21 protein-coding genes are annotated in these 21239 nt (G+C 54.3%); 4 read left to right on the top strand and 17 right to left on the bottom strand.

The window, feature by feature from the left end; translation table 11 throughout:
* The first annotated feature begins 41 nt into the window (after positions 1-41).
* Genes QO008_RS07540 through QO008_RS07530 form a run of 3 tightly spaced genes read left to right on the top strand, consistent with a single transcriptional unit; the run spans position 42 to position 3237 of the window.
* On the top strand, positions 42-764 hold the full coding sequence (locus tag QO008_RS07540) for an ABC transporter ATP-binding protein (RefSeq protein WP_307385462.1): 723 nt from the start codon (positions 42-44) through the stop codon (positions 762-764).
* Entirely contained in the window at positions 751-2349 is a 1599-nt protein-coding gene (locus QO008_RS07535) for a hypothetical protein (protein WP_126464937.1), read from the top strand. The genes QO008_RS07540 and QO008_RS07535 overlap by 14 nt, the downstream gene beginning before the upstream one ends.
* 9 nt (positions 2350-2358) lie before the next feature.
* Entirely contained in the window at positions 2359-3237 is an 879-nt protein-coding gene (locus tag QO008_RS07530; RefSeq protein WP_126464935.1) for a DMT family transporter, read from the top strand.
* Positions 3238-3308: 71 nt separating this feature from the next.
* On the opposite strand, the gene QO008_RS07525 is transcribed toward QO008_RS07530, so the two are convergent.
* From QO008_RS07525 to QO008_RS07475, 11 genes are all read right to left on the bottom strand, one after another.
* Complete coding sequence (locus QO008_RS07525; RefSeq protein WP_126464933.1) at positions 3309-4151, bottom strand: metal ABC transporter permease; 843 nt, start codon at positions 4149-4151, stop codon at positions 3309-3311.
* Positions 4145-4816 (bottom strand): metal ABC transporter ATP-binding protein, encoded by a 672-nt coding sequence (locus tag QO008_RS07520; protein WP_307385458.1) that lies wholly within the window; start codon positions 4814-4816, stop codon positions 4145-4147. Before QO008_RS07520 ends, QO008_RS07525 begins: the two co-directional genes overlap by 7 nt.
* Entirely contained in the window at positions 4813-6207 is a 1395-nt protein-coding gene (locus tag QO008_RS07515; protein WP_126464929.1) for a metal ABC transporter solute-binding protein, Zn/Mn family, read from the bottom strand. Before QO008_RS07515 ends, QO008_RS07520 begins: the two co-directional genes overlap by 4 nt.
* Entirely contained in the window at positions 6208-6885 is a 678-nt protein-coding gene (locus QO008_RS07510; protein WP_307385456.1) for a ZinT/AdcA family metal-binding protein, read from the bottom strand. It abuts the gene before it with no gap.
* Positions 6886-7138: 253 nt separating this feature from the next.
* A complete protein-coding gene (locus tag QO008_RS07505) occupies positions 7139-8077 on the bottom strand; it encodes a D-alanyl-D-alanine carboxypeptidase family protein (RefSeq protein ID WP_307385454.1) in 939 nt (312 codons plus the stop codon).
* Between the two features lie 111 nt (positions 8078-8188).
* Positions 8189-8794 (bottom strand): peptidylprolyl isomerase, encoded by a 606-nt coding sequence (locus tag QO008_RS07500; RefSeq protein ID WP_126464923.1) that lies wholly within the window; start codon positions 8792-8794, stop codon positions 8189-8191.
* Between the two features lies 1 nt (position 8795).
* On the bottom strand, positions 8796-9548 hold the full coding sequence (gene map, locus QO008_RS07495; protein ID WP_307385451.1) for a type I methionyl aminopeptidase: 753 nt from the start codon (positions 9546-9548) through the stop codon (positions 8796-8798).
* Positions 9545-10438 (bottom strand): tetratricopeptide repeat protein, encoded by an 894-nt coding sequence (locus QO008_RS07490; RefSeq protein WP_126464921.1) that lies wholly within the window; start codon positions 10436-10438, stop codon positions 9545-9547. The genes map and QO008_RS07490 overlap by 4 nt, the downstream gene beginning before the upstream one ends.
* 18 nt (positions 10439-10456) lie before the next feature.
* Positions 10457-12529, bottom strand: a complete 2073-nt coding sequence (locus QO008_RS07485; RefSeq protein WP_307385448.1) for a heavy metal translocating P-type ATPase — start codon at positions 12527-12529, stop codon at positions 10457-10459.
* Positions 12530-12639: 110 nt separating this feature from the next.
* Complete coding sequence (locus QO008_RS07480; RefSeq protein WP_126464919.1) at positions 12640-13443, bottom strand: nitroreductase family protein; 804 nt, start codon at positions 13441-13443, stop codon at positions 12640-12642.
* An 18-nt stretch (positions 13444-13461) separates the two neighbouring features.
* On the bottom strand, positions 13462-14001 hold the full coding sequence (locus QO008_RS07475) for a phosphatase PAP2 family protein (RefSeq protein WP_307385445.1): 540 nt from the start codon (positions 13999-14001) through the stop codon (positions 13462-13464).
* 104 nt (positions 14002-14105) lie between these two features.
* Here QO008_RS07475 and QO008_RS07470 point away from each other — a divergent pair, with 104 nt between their 5' ends.
* Positions 14106-15971: an ATP-dependent helicase gene (locus QO008_RS07470; protein WP_126464917.1), complete on the top strand. Its 1866-nt coding sequence runs from the start codon at positions 14106-14108 to the stop codon at positions 15969-15971.
* 23 nt (positions 15972-15994) lie between these two features.
* Here QO008_RS07470 and QO008_RS07465 read toward each other — a convergent pair whose 3' ends face one another.
* The 6 genes from QO008_RS07465 to QO008_RS07440 all read right to left on the bottom strand — a co-directional run bounded on the left by QO008_RS07465 (position 15995) and on the right by QO008_RS07440 (position 21233).
* On the bottom strand, positions 15995-16621 hold the full coding sequence (locus tag QO008_RS07465) for a DUF47 domain-containing protein (RefSeq protein WP_126464916.1): 627 nt from the start codon (positions 16619-16621) through the stop codon (positions 15995-15997).
* 9 nt (positions 16622-16630) lie between these two features.
* Positions 16631-17683 carry an inorganic phosphate transporter gene (locus tag QO008_RS07460; protein ID WP_307385442.1) on the bottom strand — a complete coding sequence of 351 codons (1053 nt, stop codon included), beginning with the start codon at positions 17681-17683 and terminating at the stop codon, positions 16631-16633.
* A gap of 27 nt (positions 17684-17710) precedes the next feature.
* Entirely contained in the window at positions 17711-19066 is a 1356-nt protein-coding gene (locus tag QO008_RS07455) for a PFL family protein (protein ID WP_307385440.1), read from the bottom strand.
* Positions 19067-19079: 13 nt separating this feature from the next.
* Positions 19080-19349, bottom strand: a complete 270-nt coding sequence (locus QO008_RS07450; RefSeq protein WP_307385438.1) for an ACT domain-containing protein — start codon at positions 19347-19349, stop codon at positions 19080-19082.
* 196 nt (positions 19350-19545) lie between these two features.
* On the bottom strand, positions 19546-20007 hold the full coding sequence (gene ribH / locus QO008_RS07445) for a 6,7-dimethyl-8-ribityllumazine synthase (RefSeq protein WP_126464913.1): 462 nt from the start codon (positions 20005-20007) through the stop codon (positions 19546-19548).
* Positions 20004-21233: a bifunctional 3,4-dihydroxy-2-butanone-4-phosphate synthase/GTP cyclohydrolase II gene (locus tag QO008_RS07440; protein WP_126464912.1), complete on the bottom strand. Its 1230-nt coding sequence runs from the start codon at positions 21231-21233 to the stop codon at positions 20004-20006. Before QO008_RS07440 ends, ribH begins: the two co-directional genes overlap by 4 nt.
* Between the last annotated feature and the right edge of the window lie 6 nt (positions 21234-21239).

Genomic DNA, 21239 nt, shown 5'->3' with positions numbered 1-21239 from the left:
TATATTGTTAAGGTAAGAGTATAAATATAAGAGGAGGTCCTATGCTAAACATTCAAAATCTCTCAAAATTCTACGGGAACAAACAGGTGCTGTACGACATCAGCTTTTCCCTGGAGCCGGGCGACATCTGTGCGTTTATCGGGGCAAACGGCGCCGGTAAGACCACCACGATCAAATCCGCTTTGGGGCTGATCCCCTTCGATGCGGGGACGATTGCCATCGGCGGGCACGACATCGAAACCGATCCGGTGGCGGCAAAAGCGCTGATCAGCTATGTGCCGGACAATCCCGAACTCTATTCCTTTATGCGGGGGATCGACTATTTGAATTTTATCGCCGACATCTTCCAACTGGATTTCGAGACGCGGAAAGAGCGGATCGAACGCTATGCCGCGGAATTTTCCATCCACGACCGCTTGGGCGAAGCCATCAGCAATTACAGCCACGGCATGCAACAGAAGCTCGCGTTGATCGGCGCATTGCTCCACGATCCGCGCCTCATCGTCCTCGACGAACCCTTTGTGGGGCTCGACCCCCTCGCCACCCGTTCGGTGCGGGAGAATTTTAAGAAGATGGCGCAAGAAAAAGATACCACCATACTCTTTTCCACCCACGTACTTGAGGTGGCGGAAAAACTCTGCAACAAAGTCGCCATCATCAAAGACGGGCATCTGATCTATTTCGGCCCCACCGAAGAAATCCTCGCCAAGGGCAGCCTAGAAGACCTCTTTGTAGAAAGGATGCAGGCCGATGGAATTGCTTAAAATCCTATCGCGTCTGGAACGCAAGCGCATATTTTCCAAATTTCAGGCGGGCAAGAGTAAAATCTTCGGCATCTTTATCTATCTCTTTTCCCTTTGGGGCATGCTGTTTTTGGGCGGATTCTTCCCCATGTTCATCGTGGCGGGACGTACGGCGACGCTTTCCGATGCGCAAAAGGATCTGCCGTTTTCCGAGATCCTCAGTGCCGCAGAAATGCTTTCGGTCGTGGATCTGGTCCTCTTGCTCTTGTTTGTGTTAATGGCGCTCGGGACCTTCTTCCAGTTTCGGGACCTCTTCTTCCATTCCTTTGATGAGAACACCCTCTGGGCGCTTCCCATCCCCAAAGAGAGCTTTATTCTCGCGAAATTTAGCGGTTCCTGGATGACGGAAGTCCCCATGATCCTCGCCTTTTCGGTGGGGTCCCTGGTCCTATGCTATCTCGCCACCGAATCTCTCTTCAAAGTGTTCCTGTTGCTCTTGTCGTTTCTCTTAACCACGATCCTCGGAGAAGCCGTCGGCGGATTTCTTCGCATCGCGTTTTCCCGCATTTCGTCGGGCCGCGAAATGCCGAAGTTTGTGAAATCCCTGATCGCCGTGGCCATCTTCGCCACCTTTATGATCCTCTATTACTACGAGATCGCCCAGGAATTTCGCCATATCGCGGAATTTTCCGCCTTCTACAACAATCTGCCCGGTCCCTTCCACCTGTTTTCTTATATGTTGTCGGCCCATATATGGGTGTTTATTCCCTATGCGCTGCTCGCGATCGGGATCTTTTATCTGTTCCTGACCTATATGGGAAAACACTTCTTCGAAATCGCCGAGCGATTGGAGAAAAAGGGCGCGACAAAAGTCATCGGCGAAGACGCCTTTTCCCCTCGCTCGAAACGATCCGCCCTCTTGCGAAAGGAAATCTCTCTCTACTGGAGCAATACAGCGGTCGCCATGAATACCTTCTTCGGCATATTGGTGCCCATCATCCTCTCGCTCCTCCTCTTCGTGCCCTCACTCAGAGAGGCCTTCCTCTATTTTATCGAATCGCAATCCCTTCTCCCCAGAGACGCCTTTATCTTCCTTGCGGCGATGGGCTTCGGCGGCATGATGAATATATCGACCTTCTTCTTTTCCCTGGAAGGCAAGAATGCCTATAACACCTACGCCCTCCCCCTCTCGGGGCGAGAGATCTTTTTGACAAAACTCGCGGCGGGACTCGTGCTCTCCCTCCCCTCTTTGCTGTTGAGCATCGTCCTGGTAATCATCGCGCTTCAGCCCGCGGCCGCCTACTGGCCCTTTTTGCTCCTCGCGCCCTTGGCCTATGCCTGCCTCTCCAACGGCTTCGGCCTGTTCTTCGACTGGAAGTTCGCGAATTACAATTGGGAGAACCCCCAGGAACTCGCCAAAAACTCCAAGCAGAGTTTCTTCTCGTTCTTCGGCTCCCTCTTTGTGACCTTTGTGATGATCTTTTTGGGCGTCGAGATTATGGGCGCCTTTCCCCTGCTCTATGCCGGCATTTTGACCGCGATCCTCGTCCTCGCCGATGTCATTCCCTTTCTCTTGCTGCGGGATATCCGCATCTACGAACAATAGGAGGCACCGATGAAAGAACGAAACGCATCGATCCTCCTCGCCGCGGTGATCATCGCCCGAGCGAGCAGCTATTACTTTATTAAGCTCGGTATGGAGAGTATGGAAACCTTTAATCTCCTCTCGACCCGATTTTTCCTGGCGACGGCGCTCTTGGCGATCTTCTTTTTTAAGCAGCTCTTTCCCATGACGCGCAGCACTTTTCGCCACGGCTTCGTACTCGGCATTCTGTTCTTCGGCGTGATGGCCTTCGAGTTTAAGGGGCTGCTCTCTGCGGAGGCGTCGACGGTGGCGTTTTTAGAAAACACCTCCATCGTCCTTGTGCCCTTGATTCTCGCGGTGCTGTCGCGCACCTTTCCGGATCGCTGGTCCTTGGTGGGCGTCGCCATTACGCTGGTGGGGGTCGCCTTTCTGACCGGCCGTGACGGCGGGATAAATCTTTCCATCGGCGAGATCTATGCCCTCTGCTCCGCCTTGTGCTATGCCGCGGTCATTATTATGACGGCAAAATATGCCGCCACCGACGACACCTTCCAGCTGGGATTTTTGCAGGTCTTTTGGATCTTTGTCTACTCGACCGCGGCGACCTTCCTCTTCGAGACGCCCCATCTGCCCCGCACCGGGGTGGAATGGTGGGTGATTGTCGTTTTGGCCGTGGTATGCACGGGCTTCGGCTTTACCTTACAGCCCGTGGCGCAAAAATACGTCTCGACCCAAAGGGCGGGGATGTTCTGTGCCTTTAACCCCCTGTGTGCGACGATTATGGGCATCACCCTCTTGGGCGAAGTACTCACGCCATATAAAATCGTGGGCATCGTCTGCATACTCCTCGGTCTGTTTCTCCCCATTTGGATGGAAAATCGAAAACCGCGCAATCGCGCGGCATCGTAAATACATTTCGCCCTTGGAAACCAAAAAGACGGCGGCAAGTTGGATTGTCTCACTTGCCGCCGTCTTTTTGGTTATAGGGATATGCGTCGTATATGGTTTTCTTTTTCTTCCCGGGCGGATCCCCGCGAGCGCCACTTTTTTCCGGCGGCCACGAGGAGCATCCCTGCCACCGCAAGCACCACGATCACTCCGCCGGTGGGGACGTCGAAATAATAGGAAAAGAGAATCCCGCTCATGGTATAAAATACGCCCAACAACACAGAATTGCGATACACCTGTCGATAGCTTTTCCCGACGATCAGCGCCGTCGCCACCGGCAAGATCAGGATCGAGGAGATCATCAAAGCGCCGACGATTTTACAACTTAAGGCGATGACGATCGCACTCAATGCCGTAAGCATGCCGTTTACAACGGGCACGTGTACGCCCGCCAAACGCGCCAGATTCTCGTCGATCGCGATATTTACCAAGCCGCCGTATAGGACGATGCTGAAAAATACCGTAACCGCGAAGACCACCGCCACCTGCAACACATCTCCCGCCGTGACAGAAGCGATGCTGCCGAAGAGGTAGCTGTCGAAATTGTTGCCGCCCGGCGCAAACCGCGATAGAATCGCGGCGGCCCCAAGTCCGATACTCGTAATCACCGCCGTCGCCATATCGCCGTGGGCGGGCAGGCGGTGTCGAATATACTCGATGGCAAAGGCAGATAGGAGACAAACGCATATGGCCCCGAGCACCGGACTGATGCCCGAGATCAAGCCCAGCGCCACTCCCGCGAGGGAGGTGTGAGACAGGGAATCGCCGATCATGCTGGTCTTTCTACTGACCATGACGACGCCGATCATGGGGATCATAATCGACAGCATACATCCCGCCAGTAAGGCGTGGCGCATAAATTGAAATTCTAGCATCGCACGAGTCTCCCTTCTTCCATCGCATAGATGATGTCGGGGCGCAGCGCTCTTTTGATCAATTCCATTTCGTGGGTGACGATCAAGACCGTCTTCTGCTTTGTGCGGCCCATGGTATTTATCAATTCGAGAAAACTTTCCTTGCTCTCCTTGTCCACCCCCGCCGTCGGCTCGTCGAGAATCAACACCGACGGGTCGTTAATCAAAGCGCGGGCAATCATCGCGCGCTGCTTAAAACCGCCCGAAAGGGCAGAAAACGGCGTGTGCCGATAGCGCGCCATCCCGAGTTCTTGCAATGTCTCCTCCGCTCGCATATATTGTTCTCGTTTGATCGTCTTTAACCACCCGAAACTGTGATACAAATTCAGAGCGACCAGCTCCCGCACGCTGACGGGAAATCCGATGTCGTTAAAGTTCTGTACTTGGGGCACATAGCCGATATTGCGAAAGTCGCGGATCTTTGCACTTTCTATGCCCTCGATACAGACGCGCCCCTTTCGGGGACGCAGCTCTCCCAGGAGGAGTTTGAGAAATGTGCTCTTTCCGGATCCGTTTTCGCCGCATATCGCGACAATCTCTCCGCTTTTTGCCCGAAAATCGGCGTCTTTGATAATGTCTTCGTCGGCATAGGCGAAAGACACACCTTGCATTTCGATTAGGCTCACGATCGCCCTCCTTCCATCGATCGGTACAGCGCCTCGAGATTTTCTTCCATAATCCTCGTGTAGGCGCCCGGCGCTTCATTATCTGCGCCCTTTACGTACTCCATGCTCCGAAGGGGCACGGCCTCGCCGTCCACCTCTTCGGTTATAATTTCTGCGACCTTCGGCGGCATATAGTCTTCGTAAAAAATCGTCCGAATCTTCTGTTCTCGGGCATATCGAATCGCCCGCTTAATGGTCTCGAGACCCGGCGATTCCTGAGAAACCAGATTTTGCAGGGGGAACTGCTTGAGGCCGTAGTCCTGGGCGAGGTATTCCCACGCGTAATGGGTAACCACGAATTCTCGATCGGACTTTTTTATGGTTTTGAACTTTTCCACATAGCGTGCGTGGAGCGCAGCCAAGGCGTCCTGTGCCCGAAAGGCCGCCTTTTCGTATGCTTTTTTGTGTTCCGGATACAGCTCGATCAGATTGTCCCGTATGGTCGTCAGATAGGCCTTTCCATTGGGGACCGACAGCCATGCGTGGGGGTCGTAGGTAATCTTATCTTTCATAGAAGTCGAATGGGTCACGATGTCTTCTACCGGCATCTTTTGATCGCCTTTTTGAATTTCATAGGACAGGATATCCTCAGAAATCCGGTCCGAGATCACATACCAGTCCCCGTCTGTCGGCAAAGTAAAATAGACTCTCCCGCTTTGGTGCCCCATCTCCAGGGCGTAGACCTTCCCGGCTTCGACGGGAATGGTCTCTTCTTGGGCCACGCGCTCTCCCGGATCCATCATGTATTTTTTTGCCTTTTCAATCCGTTTTTCTTCGTCTGTTCGTTTATCGCCTTTCAAAAAACAGACCCGCATGGCGTCTTCGTGGGTATGACCGAACTCGAATTTATATCGCTCTTTTGCTTTGCCTCGCATCCTCGCCATATACTGAAAATCTCCCAAATCGGCGGCGCCTTTATAAGAGATGAGATCGACCTTGGCCGCTAGATTGACCACGCGTACGTCAGGAAGACTCTCGCGTATTTTGTCTTCCCACGGCTCCATATTGGCGCCGTTGATAAACAATATATCCGCGCGGGAAAGCGCCCGCAAATCCTTTGCCGAAGGCTCCCACAGATGCGGATCGGCAGAGGACGGCATAAACGACTTCAGCTCCACCGTATCTCCCGCCACCTGCCGTACCAAATCGTAAATGGGAAAAAACGATGCGTAGACCACGGGCTTATCGGTCGTCTCTTCCTCTTGTATGCGACCACAGCCGAAAAGTCCGGTGCACAAAGCGCTTAGCACAATCAGCAGAAGCCATGGTTTTCGCATGCGCCTCTTTCTTTTTGCATCGGCACAAGGCGAAGGCCCAAGATGCTTCTCGGGCCGGTTTCGTTTGGTATACATTTATTCCTCTTCGCCCAGGATTTCGTGGATGACCTGATCTTGTGTGGAATCGGGATCTACAAACACGGGCCACCAATCTCCGTCTTCCAATTCCGGGGCATCGATCGCCTTGGCGTAGCGCGCGTGGAAGTGGGTGATGTCTCCTTCGCCGCCGTGGGGCTCCATCAATGCCAAGTATTTAAATTGTTCGGGCACCTCTTCTTCCGCTTCAAAGACGGCAAACTCGCCGTGTTCGACGCCCTTTCCGAGGGTCTTTATGTAGCGGTATTTGCTCTTTGCCAATTCTCGGTCGGCATCGTCTTTCAATGTCAACGTATCGCCGGAAAATGTGATGCTCGCGATTTCGCTGTGGGCGCCTGCCGCGTGTTCTTCTAAGAGATCCGGCCCGCTTTTATCTTCTTTTTTGCCCAGCTTGTCGGCGGCTTTCGATACATAGCTTTCCTTGTAAAAAGCGGTGATGCTCTTCCATTCGGGGTGCAGCGATTCCCAATCCGAGAGCGATACCGCCTCTACTTCCTCTTCATCCTCCGGTTTCGCCGTCTCGGCGGGTGCCTTCTCTTTTTCCTCGACAGCCGCCGATGTATTCGAATTGCCCCCGTCGTCTGATGCCTTGTTTCCGCAGCCGCTGAAGAGGCCCATGCACAATACTAAACTTAAAATCCATGCGAACTTTTTCATTCCGCTCTCCTTTCGTGTTTTTCCTTCGGCGATTTGCTCTACAAATGGTCGGCGGAGAAATGCGCCACATATTTCGCGCTTTCCCCGAGATTGCAATAGCGTTCCCATGTATCTATGTAATGATAATGGTTATTGGTAGTATATATTTTCCCCGTACTTTTGTCAAGGCCGTGGCGTGAAATTTAAGAGGATTCGTTTTTTGGCACACAAAAATCCGCATCCCACGGGATGCGGATTCGGCGGTTTTTCTCTGCTACTTAAGGTCTATGGACGCCATAATTTTCATCGTGTCCTCGAGCGGTCGATCGGTCTTGTTCGACACGTCCTTTAACGGCGCGCCCATGACGACGACGATATACTCCTTGCCGCCTTTTTCACACAAACTCGCCCAACATTCTCCGGCGTCGATGGTGGTGCCGCTCTTGCCGCCCAATAGGGTGCCGCACTCTTTCTTCCACCGCCGGTCTTTGCCGAGTACGGTGGATTCGAAGGCGACGCCCTTGGGGTGATCCGCCGTGGAAAAAGAAAGATAGCGTTTTTTGGTAAAGATCGTCCGAAAGTCGCCGTTGACCAGCGCCTTATCGAGGAACATCGCCATGTCCTTTGCTGTGGAATATTGCCCCGCTTCGTCGAAACCGCCGACATTGGTAAAATGCGTGTTTCGAATCCCGAAATCGGCGATTCGACGGTTCATCTCCGCGCAGAAGGCGCTCTCGTCGTTGCAGATATATTTCGCCAAACTCCCCGTCGCCTCGCCGCCCGATGCGAGGAGCGCGCCGTAGAGGAGATCGCGGGCGTGTAAGGCTTCGCCGGGGGCAAACCCCGCCATGCTGGCGTTTTTTACAAACATATCGTCGTACACTGCCCGGTCCACCTGCACCACAGCATCCTTGTCGATCCCCATATCCAGGGCGGTGTAGACGGTTATCATCTTCGTCAAGGAAGCGGGCGAGACGCGCACATCGCTTTTGCGATCGTATATCGCCACTTTCTCCGCCCGGTCCCACACGTAGACATATTTGCAGTGAAGGGGCCCCAATCCGTCGAGCCATTCCAATGCGCCGAATCCGACGATCAGCCATGCTTGCATGAGCAGAAACAGAAGGAGCGCCACCGGAAGCAGTCGCGTCGTTTTCCGCGGCGGCATTTTTTCGCCGCTATCTCTTTTTATCTGTTGGTCTGTATATTCCATGTATCTGTCCTTTCTTCTCCTCGGCGTCTCTTCAGTAAATACGCGCAGCCAGAAGAAATATTACGGACAGATCAAAATTCGCACAAAAAAAGCGCCGCAGCGCTTTTGAGATTATCCTTCGAAGGTATAGACCGCCGCACTTCGAATGGCGATGTCTTCCTCGGGGCGATCCATGGAGTTTCTGGGCGCGCGGGCGATGGCATCCACCACGTCGGCGCCGGCATAGATCTGGCCGAATACGGTGTGTTTGCCGTCGAGCCAGAAGGCGCCGCCCTTTTTCTCGTAGGCGTCGATGACGTCTTGGGTATAGCCGTAGGCGTCCCCCGCGTCGCGCATTTGAGAGAGGATGTCTTCGCCCAGCTTTTGGCCGTGTACGATAAAGAATTGGCTGCCGTTGGTATCGGGCCCGGCATTCGCCATGCTGAGCGCCCCGGTCAGATTGCGATAGGCGGGGTCGAACTCGTCCTCAAACGAATCGCCCCAAATGCTTTCGCCGCCGCGTCCGCTTCCGGTGGGATCTCCCCCCTGAATCATAAAATCGGGGATGACGCGGTGAAAGATCACGCCATCGTAATAGCCTCTTCGGATCAGTTCCGTAAAGTTTTCCACCGCTTTGGGGGCCGCTTCGGGAAAGAGGCGAATCTCGATATCGCCCTTATCGGTCGTAAGGCGCGCCATGAGATCGCCCGCGCGGGGCGCTTCGATTTGTTTGAGCATATTATTCTCCTTGTTCGGTCAGGACGACGACCCCGTCTCGAGTCACCGCCAGGGTATGTTCGTACTGGCAGGACAGAGAACCGTCTTTAGTCCTCGCGGTCCAACCGTTTTTGTCCATGCGGATGGGCCAATCCCCCGCGTTGATCATGGGCTCTATGGTAAATACCATGCCTTCCTGCAAGCGCAGGCCGCGGTCGGGCTTGCCGTAGTGGAGCACTTGGGGATCTTCGTGCATATTTTTTCCGATGCCGTGGCCGACGAAATCGCGTACCACCGAAAACCCGTTGGCCTCGGCGTGGCTCTGAATGGCGTTGCCGATGTCTCCCAATCGGGCGCCGGGACGTACTTTCTCGATGCCCCGATACAGGCATTCTTTGGTGACATCCATTAGCTTCTTCGTCTCTTTCGAGACTTCGCCCACTGCATAGCTCCACGCGGAATCCGCCAAATAGCCGCCGATATTGACCACCATATCTACGGTGAGCAAATCCCCTTCCCGAAGCGGCGTGTCCGTGGGAAAGCCGTGGCAGATTTCGTCGTTTACCGACGCGCAAATGCTATACGGATAGCCCTGATAGCCCTTTTGTTCGGGATGGCCGCCGCGATCTGTGATAAATTTTTCGACGAAGCGGTCGAGTTCCATGGTGGTGACGCCGGGTACGATTTTTTCCCGAAGCGCCTTGTGTACGGCGATCAAGAGATCCGCCGCCTTCTGCATTTTTTCGATTTCGTGTTCGGTCTTTATGATTATCAACTGTCCACCTCCCGGACGATGTCTTGTAAATCTTCATCTCTCGACGCCCACATGCGCGCGTCGCCGTCGATGGCGATGGCGCGCTTCAGATCGGCCAGGGCGGTGGTTCGCTTGCCCAGGCGCATAAAGCTACAGGCGCGGTTGTAGTAGAGATTGACGCTGTGTAAGTTTCTGCGTATCCCCCGCGTCAAAATATATACGGCGTCTGTCGGCCGCTCGTTTTTCAGAAAGATCGCCGACATATTCAAATACGTCGGGGCGTAGTCCGGGTCCAAATCCAGCGCGTCGCGATACGCCGTCATCGCCTTCTTATCTCTCCCCGTCTTTTGGTAAATGACGCCGAGATTGTAATAGCCCCGGGCGTAAGTCGGCGAGAGCTCCACCGCCCGTTTGGCATAGCCCAACGCCTTCTTGTATGCGCCCCGCTCTTCGTAGATCGAGGCGATGTCGCTTCGGACGATGCCGTTTTCGGGCACCAGCGTCGCACATTGGTAAAAGAGCTCCAGCGCCACGTCTTTATACCCCAATCGATCGTACAAGAGCGCCATTTCGTAATAGGCACTCTCGTAAAAGGGATAGGACGCCACCGCTTTTTGAAAACAGGAAATGGCGCGGCGAATCTCGCCTTTTTCGCTATAGAGCACCCCCATGCCGTAATGCGCCCCGGGGTAATCCCCGAGTTTTGTAATCTCACGGAAAAAAGCAATGGCGCGATCCTCGTTTCCCGCCTGCCAATACAGGTCGGCGACGGAAAATAAGGTCTCTGCCAATGCTTTGTCATCGGGTGCAAAAATCATCGATTTTTCTAAAGATTTCAGGGCACGCTTGCGGTCTCCTCGCTCGAGAAAATCTCTCCCCAAAATCTGATAGTTCTTCCACTTTCCGGACATATACGCCTCCCGAAAATATTATACCACACTCGTTTCGGAAGGTTTATAGGTCAACAGCGTCATGGCGATAAACACGCAGATCAGCGAAACGCCGACGTCGGCAAAGACCGCAAGCCACAAGTTACCGATGCCCGCTATGCTCAAGACGACGACCAAAAGCTTTACGGCGAGGGCAAATGCGATATTACCGTAACTCACCCGCTTCGCACGATTTGCCAGGGAAAACAGGAAGGGAAGTTTGCCGATATCGTCGCCCAAAATAACCACGTCGGCACTTTCGATCGCCATATCGCTCCCGCCGGTGCCCATGGCAATGCCCGCATCGCTTCGCGCGAGCACCGGGGCGTCGTTGATCCCGTCTCCCACATAGACGACCTTCTTTCCCCGGGCGAGCACTGCATCCAGCGCCCGAATCTTCTCGTCGGGGAGAAGCCCGCCGCGGGTCTCGTCGATTCCCAATTCGCAGCCCAGCGCTTCGGCGATCGCCGGTTTGTCGCCGGAGAAGATATAGGTGGTAAGGGTGCGCTTCAAATGGCGGATCGCCTCGGCGACGCCCGTTTTCATGGTGTCGGTAAAGGCGATTCTGCCCAAAAGCGCCTTGTCCTCGGCGACGAAGACCGAGGTCTCTTCGGAAGAGGGGGGCAAATCTTCGATGCCCACAAGCGCCATAAGCGCTTCATTGCCGACGGCGACGGAAGCATTCTCTATGGTGCATAAAACTCCCTTTCCCGGCACTTCCTTGACATCCGACGGCGTTCCCTTCGCCTTTGCATTCGCGAGTATGCTCCGGGCGATGGGGTGATTCGAGTACTGTTCCGCCGTGGCGGCGAGGTATAAGATGCGGTCTCTATCCCCTGAAATTGCGTCGATGCGTGCCAGAGAAAACTTGCCGTCGGTGAGCGTCCCGGTCTTGTCGAAGGCGACGGCATCCGCTTCGGCAATGGCCTCTAAAGCCGTCGATCCCTTTACAAAGATCCCCTCGCGGGAGGCGCGCCCGATCCCCGCAAACATCGTAAGGGGCACCGAAAGCACCAAGGCACAGGGACAGCTTATGATCAAAAAGGCACAGGCGCGGTAGATCCACAGATTCCAATCGCCGAAGACTAGGGACCCGCCCAAAGCGACCGCGAGGGCGATACACACCACCACCGGCGTATATATGCGAGAGAATCGGGTGATCCAGCGTTCGGTTTTGCCCTTATTGAGCCGCGCATCGGAGACCATAGACTCGATCCGCGCCATGGTAGACTCGCCCGCCGCGCGGAGCACCGATATCTCGAGGGCGCCGTCCAATGAGATGGCACCGGCGAGCACCTCGTCTCCTTCGGAAACCGCGACGGGTACGGATTCTCCGGTCATATGCTGATTGGAGATATGTCCCGATCCCTTGCGGATCTTTCCGTCCGCCGCCAGGGTATCGCCGGCACGCAACAGGATCGTATCTCCCGGCTGCAAGGTGGCGGCGTCGACCTCTATGATTTCATCGGCGATCAAATGCGCCGTGGTCGTGTCGTTCTTTAACAGAGATTCCACCGATGCCGTCGCGCGATCCACTGCGCGATCTTGCAATGCCTCGCCCAGTCGATAAAAGAGCAATACGCCCAATGCCTCGGTGTACTCGCCGATATAAAAGGCGCCGATGGCGGCGATGCTCATCAGAAAGTTTTCGTCGAATACCTCGCCGGTGCGAATGCCCCGAAGCGCCTGGCGAAAAATCGGAAAGCCCGCTATGACAAGCAGCGCCCCATAGAGGACGGTCTGCAAAGTTCCCGACACCAGTAGGGTGTTTGCTACGGCGGCGAGGAGTATGCCCAGAAGGCACATCGCCTCTTTTTGAAACGCCGCTCGGTCTTCGCCTTCGTTCTCCGTTTCGTCGATCTCTTTTTCTTCGCGGACGACGATGTCGGATTCGACCGCCGTACAGATTCTCTTTATCTGTTCTTTATCGGCAGCGTCCGGACCTTCTACGGCGAGTCGCTTTGCGGTGAAATCCAGCCGCGCGCGATCAATGCCGGGCAATGCGCCGACGCGCTCTTCGATTTTTGCGGCGCAGTTCGCGCACCCCAAATTGTCCAATCGATACGTATACAAAGGATCCTCCCTCCGCTAACACATGATTGATTGTTCATGTGTAGGATACGCTCCTTTTCGGTTTTTGTCAATAAAAAAAGCGCCTGCAGGCGCCTTTTCCTTCGCCGGAATCAGATGGAAATTTCTGCGACGGGTTCCAATCCGCCGATGTCGGCTCCTTCTATGAGTGCCCAACGCTTGTGGGTGCCGGTGCCCGCGAGCATCGCCTCGAAGTAGTACATGACGACGCCGATATCCACATAGCTCTTTTGGCCCTTGGATTTGTCCATAAACAGCGTAACCGTACCGTCGTCTTTGAGCAAGAAGCGCCAGGGCTGCGCGTTTACATGGCTGGGCGCAAAGCGAATGGAAGTAAACAGCTCAAACAGGCCGTAGTTTTCCAATACTTCCATAGTGACGGGCGTATCGAGGTGATCCTTAAATACGATTTCGTCCACGCTATAGCGGGGGCTTACGCCGTCTTCGGCAAATACTTCCTGGTTTTCGGCGTGCCCGAATCCTACGATGTAGTCGACAAATTCTCCGCCTTCGCCGAAGAGCATTTTCTTGGTATCGTCGTCGACTTGGGTGACGGTGATCCAGCAGGTGCCGAATCCGCGGTCGACCAGTGCGGTGTTGAGTTTTTCGAGATAGTAGCCGGTGCGGATCAAATCTTCTTTGTCGTGGCTCTTTACCTTCAATGCGATATAGAAGGGCGCGGCAATCATCACGCCGCCATAACCGGCTTTGCCCTTCAGGCTGTTTGCGATGGTATCTCCGTTTTCAAACAGCGCGAAGCTGATGTCCTCGCTGCCTTCTTCGTTTTCCACCTTGGCGAGAATATCTCGTACCCATTGCATTTCGGTGGCGGAAAGATCCGTAGGACCGAATTCCCGAACCGTTTTTCTCTTTTGCAAGAAGTTTGTCATTACCATATACGCTTCCTCCTTTTGCTAAAACCAATTTGCTACGGCATCGTAGACATAAATATGTACAACATACGCGACGCCGATGCCGAGTATCACGCCCGCCAAGACATCGGTGGGATAGTGTACCGCGAGATACGTCCTGGAAACCGCCACCAGTATCGCCATGGCGATAAAGAGTACGGCAAGTTTCGGAAAATACAGTGAGAATGTGGTGGCCACGGTAAATGCCGCGGTCGTATGTCCCGAAGGAAAAGAATAATCCCGTAGGTCGATCCCGTAGGTATTGAGGTTTTTCAAAATCCAGTAGGGTCGACTCCGGCTGAATGCCCGTTTTAAAATTTGTGCCAGCAAGGTACTCAGCACCAATGCCAGGACCATCTCGTAGGCCGATTGCCCGATCCAACGTTTTCCGAGCGCGAGCATGAAGAGAGAAAACGCGACCAGACATCTGGGATCTGCAATATTGGTATACAAATAAAAAAACATATCGCAGTAGGGATTTTTTAATTCCTTATTGATGCGTTCCATAAAGTATTCATCAAAAGATTTAAACGGGTTTTTCATCTTCACCATCCTGTACATACCTACTCCGTTCATTATATACCATGCCCCAAGTCTTGAAAAGGACATTTGCCCGAAGAAATGGTATACTCGACGGGAGGTGAACTATGAAACTGACCGATGAACAGAAAAAGGCGATCTCCCACGACAAAGGTCCCGCCCTGGTCCTCGCCGTGCCCGGAAGCGGAAAGACGACGATGCTTCTAAGCCGCACCAAGAGACTGATCGAAGCGGGTGAGGATCCGGTGCGCATTCTTACGATAACCTTTTCAAGGGCCGCCGCCAAAGATATGCAGCTCCGCTACCGCAAGCTCTTCTATGAGGAACCGGCGCCGTCTTTTTCCACCATCCACAGCTTCTGCTTTTCGGTGCTGAAAAATTACGAGCGCCGCTCGGGCATTCGCTACACCTTGATCGAAACCGCGCAAAACATCGGGAAGTGGCGCATCCTCGCCGATCTATGGCGAGAGTATCTGCACCGAAGCCCCAACGACGAGCAGCTGGAGACCTTGATCGGAGAAATCGGATACGTCAAAAATAAAATGCTCGACCCCGACGCCTATCAGAAACAGGCGCGCAGTCCCCTCTTTACAAAATTTTACCGAGGTTACGAATCGCTCAAGCGCAGCCGCAACTGGATCGACTTCGACGATATGATCGCCCTTTGCCCCGAAATTTTTCAAAAGGATCCGGGCCTCTTGCGCGCCATTCGTAGATCCTACGACTATGTACAGCTCGACGAAGGCCAGGATACATCGCGCGGTCAGCTCGCCATCGTCGATGCCGTTTTGGGAGCGGAAAAAAACCTCTTCGTCGTCGCCGACGACGACCAGTCGATTTACGGCTTTCGGGGCGCCGACTTTCAAGGTCTCATGTCGCTGAAGGACCGCTATCAGAATCTGAAGATCTACTATCTGTCCCGCAATTTTCGCTCGACGGAATCGATTATCGCCGCCTCCACCCGTTTTATCGAACAGAATAAAAAGCGCTATTCGAAAGACGTGCACGCCGTACGGGAAAGCGGCGTCGCGCTTCGCTATGTGGAGCTCGACGATCTCAAACGACAATACGCCTTTATCGCATCTGAAATTCAAAAACACGACCTCAAGGACGTGGCGATGCTCTATCGCAACCATATCTCCGCCGTGGGCTGTGCGGAATACTTCGAGCGGAAGAATATCGCCTTTTCGATGCGCGAGGGCAAGATCCGATTTTTGCGCCACCGCGTCGTAAAGGATCTCTTGGAGATCGTGCGCTTTGCCCAAGACCCTCGCGATCTCGAATCGTTCTCGCATATTTACTATAAAATCCGCGGCTATATTTCCAAGAAAATGGTGGAGGACCTCGCTCGCCGCGGCGTTTCGGTATCGGTCTTCGACACCATGCTCGAAGGAAAGCTCCCCGACTATATGCGGAGGGACCTCCAAGCGCTACGCCGCGACTTTATGTATCTCGCGGGCCTTCCCCTCGCCGAAGCCTTTCGATTTATTCAAAAGGATCTGGAATACGAAAAGTATTTGGAAAACCACGCCAATACCTTTGGCTCCTCCAAAACCGCCGCCATGCGCATTCTCTACTACGCGAAATTTATCGCCAAAAACTGCGCCGATGCGGACGCCTTTATGGCCCGCTTGCAGGCGCTGGACCGTCTGCTTTCGGGCGGCGGTGCCAAGGAACCGGGCATCGTGTTGAGCACGCTGCACGGCGCCAAGGGGTTGGAATTCGATGCGGTATTTCTGATCGACTTAAACGAAGATGTAATCCCCGCCCGCGCCGCATCGGACGCACATCCCCACGAAGTGGAGCGCCTGCTCGAAGAAGAGCGTCGCTTGTTTTATGTGGGCATGACCCGGGCGCGCCATCGCCTCTATTTTCTCAGGCCCCGGCGCATCGACCGGGAAGTGGCGAGCCCCTCCCCCTTTTTTACCTGGGCAAAAGAAGACATATTGCGGCAACGAAAAAACCGGTCCTAAACGCTAGGGACCGGTTTTTGTATTTATTGGTTTTTTAACATGGCGGATTCGAATTCGTTCGCCGCACCTTCTATGCTGTCCATACAGTTTTCCATCACCGTCAAGAGTTCCTTCCAAGTCAGGATGCGGCGGGGGTCGAAGGTGCCGGTAAAGTCGAAGAGGGCGCGCATGGAATTTAAGTACAATTCATCGCCCTTGCCCTCGAGGGAGTTGATGTGAATAATGCGATCCTTTACGTCATTGGAGCGCTTGAAGTTGCTGAATTCCAACACCAGCTCTTCCAATAGCAGCGTGCCCTCCAGAATTAATTCGCCGAATTCTATGCATTCGGGGATCAATTCCCGCACCCGATACATATACAGACCCAAGAGGATCTCCTCGATGCTGTCGACCACCGTATCGAGCTTTTGGGTCACTTCGATAATGTCTTCCCGCTCGATGGGCGGCAAAAATTCGATGGCCAGCTGATTCATAATCGAGTGCATGGTATGGTCCGCGTCGTTTTCGATGCGCTTCATGGCTTCGGTCTTTTCTTTCAGCTTGGTGTGATCGTAATTGTTTAAGATGTCGCTGAGCAGTCTGGCCGCCGCCGTCGCGCGATCCGTCATATCGCTAAACTTCTGAAAATAGTCGAACTTTCTTTCTCTCATGGAATGCTCCTAGAAAATTTTGATAAAGATATACGTTACTATAAAGCCGATCAACCCGCAGCCAGGAAAGGTCAACACCCACGCCAGCCCCATCTCCCGAACGACTGCCCAGTTGACATTGCGAATGCGCTTGGAGGCGCCCACGCCCATAATCGCCGTGGTCTTGGTGTGGGTGGTGGAGACGGGGATCCCGGTAATCGATGCGAACAATAGGCTGATCGCCGCCCCCATATCGGCGGCGAACCCTTCGTAGGTCTCCAGCTTGACCATATTCATCCCGACGGATTTGATGATCCGAAGTCCGCCGATGCTGGTGCCGAAGCCGATGACGAGCGAGGTCAGAATCATCAGCCAGGAGGGAATGATAAAATGCCCGGCGTTTCCGGTGCCGGCCCCCAGGCTGATGGCGAGCATAAATACCCCCATAAACTTCTGGCCGTCCTGCGCTCCGTGCATAAATGCCATGGCCGCCGCCGAGATCAGCTGTCCGTTCTTAAAAAATCGCTTGGTCTTTCGTCGGTCGGCATAAAAGAAGATGCGCTTTACCGCCTCGACCACGATATAACCCATGCCGAAGCCCAATACCGTCGAAAGCACCAGGCCGTAGATGTTTTTGATCCACTCTGCGCCGTTGATGCCGGCAAGGCCGCCGTGCAGGGCGATGGCAGAGCCGGAAAGACCGGCGATCAGGGCGTGGGATTCCGAAGTGGGAATCCCGAAGTACCAGGCGGCAGTCGCCCAGATGACGATACTGAATAAGGCGGCGCACAGGGCGATGACCGCCTCGTTGTTGTTGCCGTTAAAGTCTACCATATTAAAGATGGTTTCGGCGACATTCGCATTGAGAAAGGTCATAACGAATACGCCGAGAAAATTGAACAATGTCGCCATATAAATGGCCTTTTGCGGTTCGATGGACCGCGTGGATACGGCGGTGGCGATGGCGTTGGGCGCATCGGTCCATCCGTTTACAAAAATAACGGCGAGGACGAGCAAAGCGGTAATAAAAATAGCCGGGTCCTCGCTGATCATAGCGATAAATTCTTGAATAGAGACTGTCATTCTTTTCCTTTCCAGACGGCAAAGACGTCAGTTCTTAAAGCTGTGGATCGGGGCGGGGATAAATCCGCCGCGCGCCGCAAATCGACGACAGTCGTTTTCGTGTACGGGAAGGATGGGAGCCTCGCCCAGGAGGCCGCCGAATACGGCGCCGTCGCCCACTCCCTTTCCGCAGACGGGAATGATGCGAACCGCCGTGGTTTTGTGATTGATGATGCCGATCATCGCCTCGTCCGCGAGGATCGCCGCAATGGTCGATGCGGGCGTATCGCCGGGAATCGCGATCATATCGAGACCCACCGAACAGACGCAGGTCATGGCTTCGAGTTTATCGAGTCCCAATGCGCCCGCTGCGGCCGCATCGATCATGCCCTCGTCCTCGGAGACCGGGATAAACGCGCCGCTTAAGCCCCCTACATGGGCCGAGGCGTTAATGCCGCCTTTTTTTACCGCGTCGTTTAAAAGCGCAAGCGCCGCCGTGGTGCCGTGGCCGCCCACCCGGCCGATGCCGATCTCTTCGAGGATCCGCGCGACGCTGTCGCCCACCGCCGGCGTCGGGGCAAGCGATAGGTCGATGGAGCCGAAGGGCACGTCGAGGCGCTCGGCGATTTCTTTTCCCACCAATTCGCCCATGCGGGTGATCTTAAAGGCCATCTCGCTGATTACGCGGGCGAGCTCGTCGAAGCGGTCCGCGCGATAGTTTTCCAGGGCGGATTTCACTACCCCCGGTCCGGAAATGCCCACATGGAGCACGTGATCCGAAAGACCCACCCCGTGGAATGCCCCTGCCATAAAGGGATTGTCCTCGACGGCGTTGGCAAAGACCACGAGCTTCGCACAGGCGATAGAGTCGTCGGCGGAAGAAAGCTTCGCCGCTTCGATAATCTTTTCGCCCATAATCCGCACCGCGTCCATATTCAGCCCCGACTTGGAGCTGCCTACATTCACCGACGCACAGACTTTTTCGGTCGACGACAAGGCCTCGGGAATCGCCTCGATCAGATTTCTCTCCTCGGCGGTCATACCGCCGTGCACTAGCGCCGAAAACCCGCCGATAAAGTCGACGCCGATGGCAATGGCGGCCCGATCCAAAGACTTAGCGAGCTTCACATAGTCCTCGCGGCTGCCGCCGGGCAATAAAAGAGACGCGGGCGTTACGGAAATGCGCTTGTTTACGACACATACGCCGTATTTTGCGGCAACCGCATCGGCCGTCTCGACCAGGTCTTTGCCCAATGCGGTAATCTTCGCGTATACCTTTTCCGATACCTCGTCCGCGTCGTCGGATATGCAGTCCAGCAACGAAATGCCCATCGTCGCCGTGCGGATATCCAAATTCTCGTGGTCGAGCATATGTATGGTTTCCAGAATAGAAGAACGATCCAAGAAAATCCCCTCCCTAAATGCGGTGCATTCTGCTAAAAAGCGCTTCGTGTTGCAGGCGGATATCCAAGCCCAACTCTTCGCCGAGGGACTGATACTCTTCTACGACTTCTTCTAAGGCAAAATTTTCGTCGGCGTGTTCCACGACGAGAATCATCGTAAAATAGCCGTCGACAATGGTTTGACTGATGTCCAAAATATTGAATTTGTGTTTTTGCAATTGCTCGGTGACGCGATAGACAATGCCGATCTGATCGCGTCCCAAGACGCTGACAACTGCTTTCATAATAACCCCTCCTCACTTCCAATATTATAACATAGAGTTTAAATAAACTTGGCACTCTTAATGTATAGATTACAAACTTGATCTTATTTTGAAGAAATGCGTGCATCCTTCGTCTTTTCTTTCTGAAAATACAAAAAAAAGGAGAAAGACCTTCGTCTTTCTCCCCTATTATTACATATTTTTCAAATTCCGCCAATCAAATGCGGTCGAACAAATCGACCATTTCCAATACGCTCATGGCCGTATCGTATCCCTTGTTGCCGCTCTTAGTGCCGGCCCGCTCGATGGCCTGCTCGATGTTTTCGGTGGTGACGACCCCGAAGCCCACGGGAACACCGCTGTCTAAGGATACCTTGGCGATGCCCTTGGAGACTTCGTTGCAGACATAGTCGTAGTGGGTGGTGGCGCCGCGGATCACCGCGCCCAAACACAAGATGCCGTCGTATTCGCCCTTTTCTGCGAGGCGTTGAGCGGCGAGGGGGATCTCAAAGGCCCCAGGCACGCGGATCAGGGTAATGTCGTCGTCTTCGACCTCGTGGCGGATCAGGCAGTCCAGCGCCCCGTCGAGGAGCTTTCCGGTAATAAAATCGTTAAAACGGCTGACGACGATGGCGAATTTTTTGCCCCGTCCCGTCAATTTTCCTTCAATCGTAATCATCGCATGGCCTCCTCGGATGTCTCGCCGGTGTTAAATTCGTCCAAGTAATGGTGCATCTTTTTCGCCTTGGTCTCCAAATAGAAGTGGTCGCACGCCTGGGAATGGATCTCGATGGGTTCGCGCTTTACGATTTCCATGCCGTATTGGTTCAAGTGGTAGACCTTATCGGGATTGTTGGTGAGCAGGCGGATCTTTCGGACGCCGAGATCCCGAAGGATTTGCGCGCCGATATAGTATTCCCGCGCGTCTTCCGGAAAGCCCAGGGCGAGATTCGCCTCAATGGTGTCCATCCCCTGATCCTGAAGGGCGTAGGCCTTGAGTTTGTTCAACAAACCGATCCCTCGGCCTTCCTGGCGCATATAGAGCACGACGCCGCGGCCTTCTTCCGAAACCCGCTCCATCGCCTTGGCGAGCTGATCGCCGCAGTCGCAGCGCAAGGAGCCGAAGGCGTCGCCCGTAAGGCATTCGGAGTGCACGCGGCATAAGATCTCTTCGTCCTCCGAGATCTCGCCTTTAACGAGCGCCACGTGGTGCTCGCCGTTTAGGCGGTTGCGGTAGCCGTAGGCGGTAAAATGGCCGTGTTTGGTCGGCATATCCGCCTTGGCGACGCATTCTACCAGCGGGTCGTGGGTCTTGCGGTATTCCTTGAGCTGTTCGATATGGATCAGCGGCGCGCCCGCTTCTTTCGCCATCTCCCGAATGCGGTCTCTTCGCATCATTTCGCCGTCGTCTTCCATAATTTCACAGCAGAGTCCGATTTCGGTAAGCCCCGCCAAGCGCAAGAGATCCACCGTACCTTCGGTATGGCCTTCGCGCTCCAGCACCCCGCCGGGCTTTGCGATTAAGGGGAACATATGCCCCGGGCGGCGAAAATCTGTGGGCGCCGCTTCGGGATCCGCCGCCTTTCTCGCGGTCATGGCGCGCTCTACGGCGCTAATGCCGCTTCCGGTCTCGACGTGGTCGATGGATACGGTAAATGCGGTCTCGTGATTGTCCGTATTCTGATAGACCATGGGGGCGAGCTTCAAACGGTCCGCCTCTTTTTTGCTCATGGGCATACAAATCAGTCCGCGGGCATGGGTCGCCATAAAGTTTAACTGTTCCGTCGTACAGGTCTCGGCGGCGACGATCATATCCCCCTCGTTTTCCCGGTCCTCGGAATCCAATACAAAAATCATCTTTCCCGCTTGCAGTGCGCGGACTGCTTCTTCAACTGTGCTCCACATACGATC

Source organism: Aedoeadaptatus ivorii (assembly GCF_030815095.1).
In the GTDB taxonomy this organism is placed as follows: Bacteria; Bacillota; Clostridia; order Tissierellales; family Peptoniphilaceae; genus Aedoeadaptatus; species Aedoeadaptatus ivorii.
The sequence above is the reverse complement of the archived record's forward strand: the minus strand, read 5'-3'. Positions and strand labels throughout refer to the sequence as shown.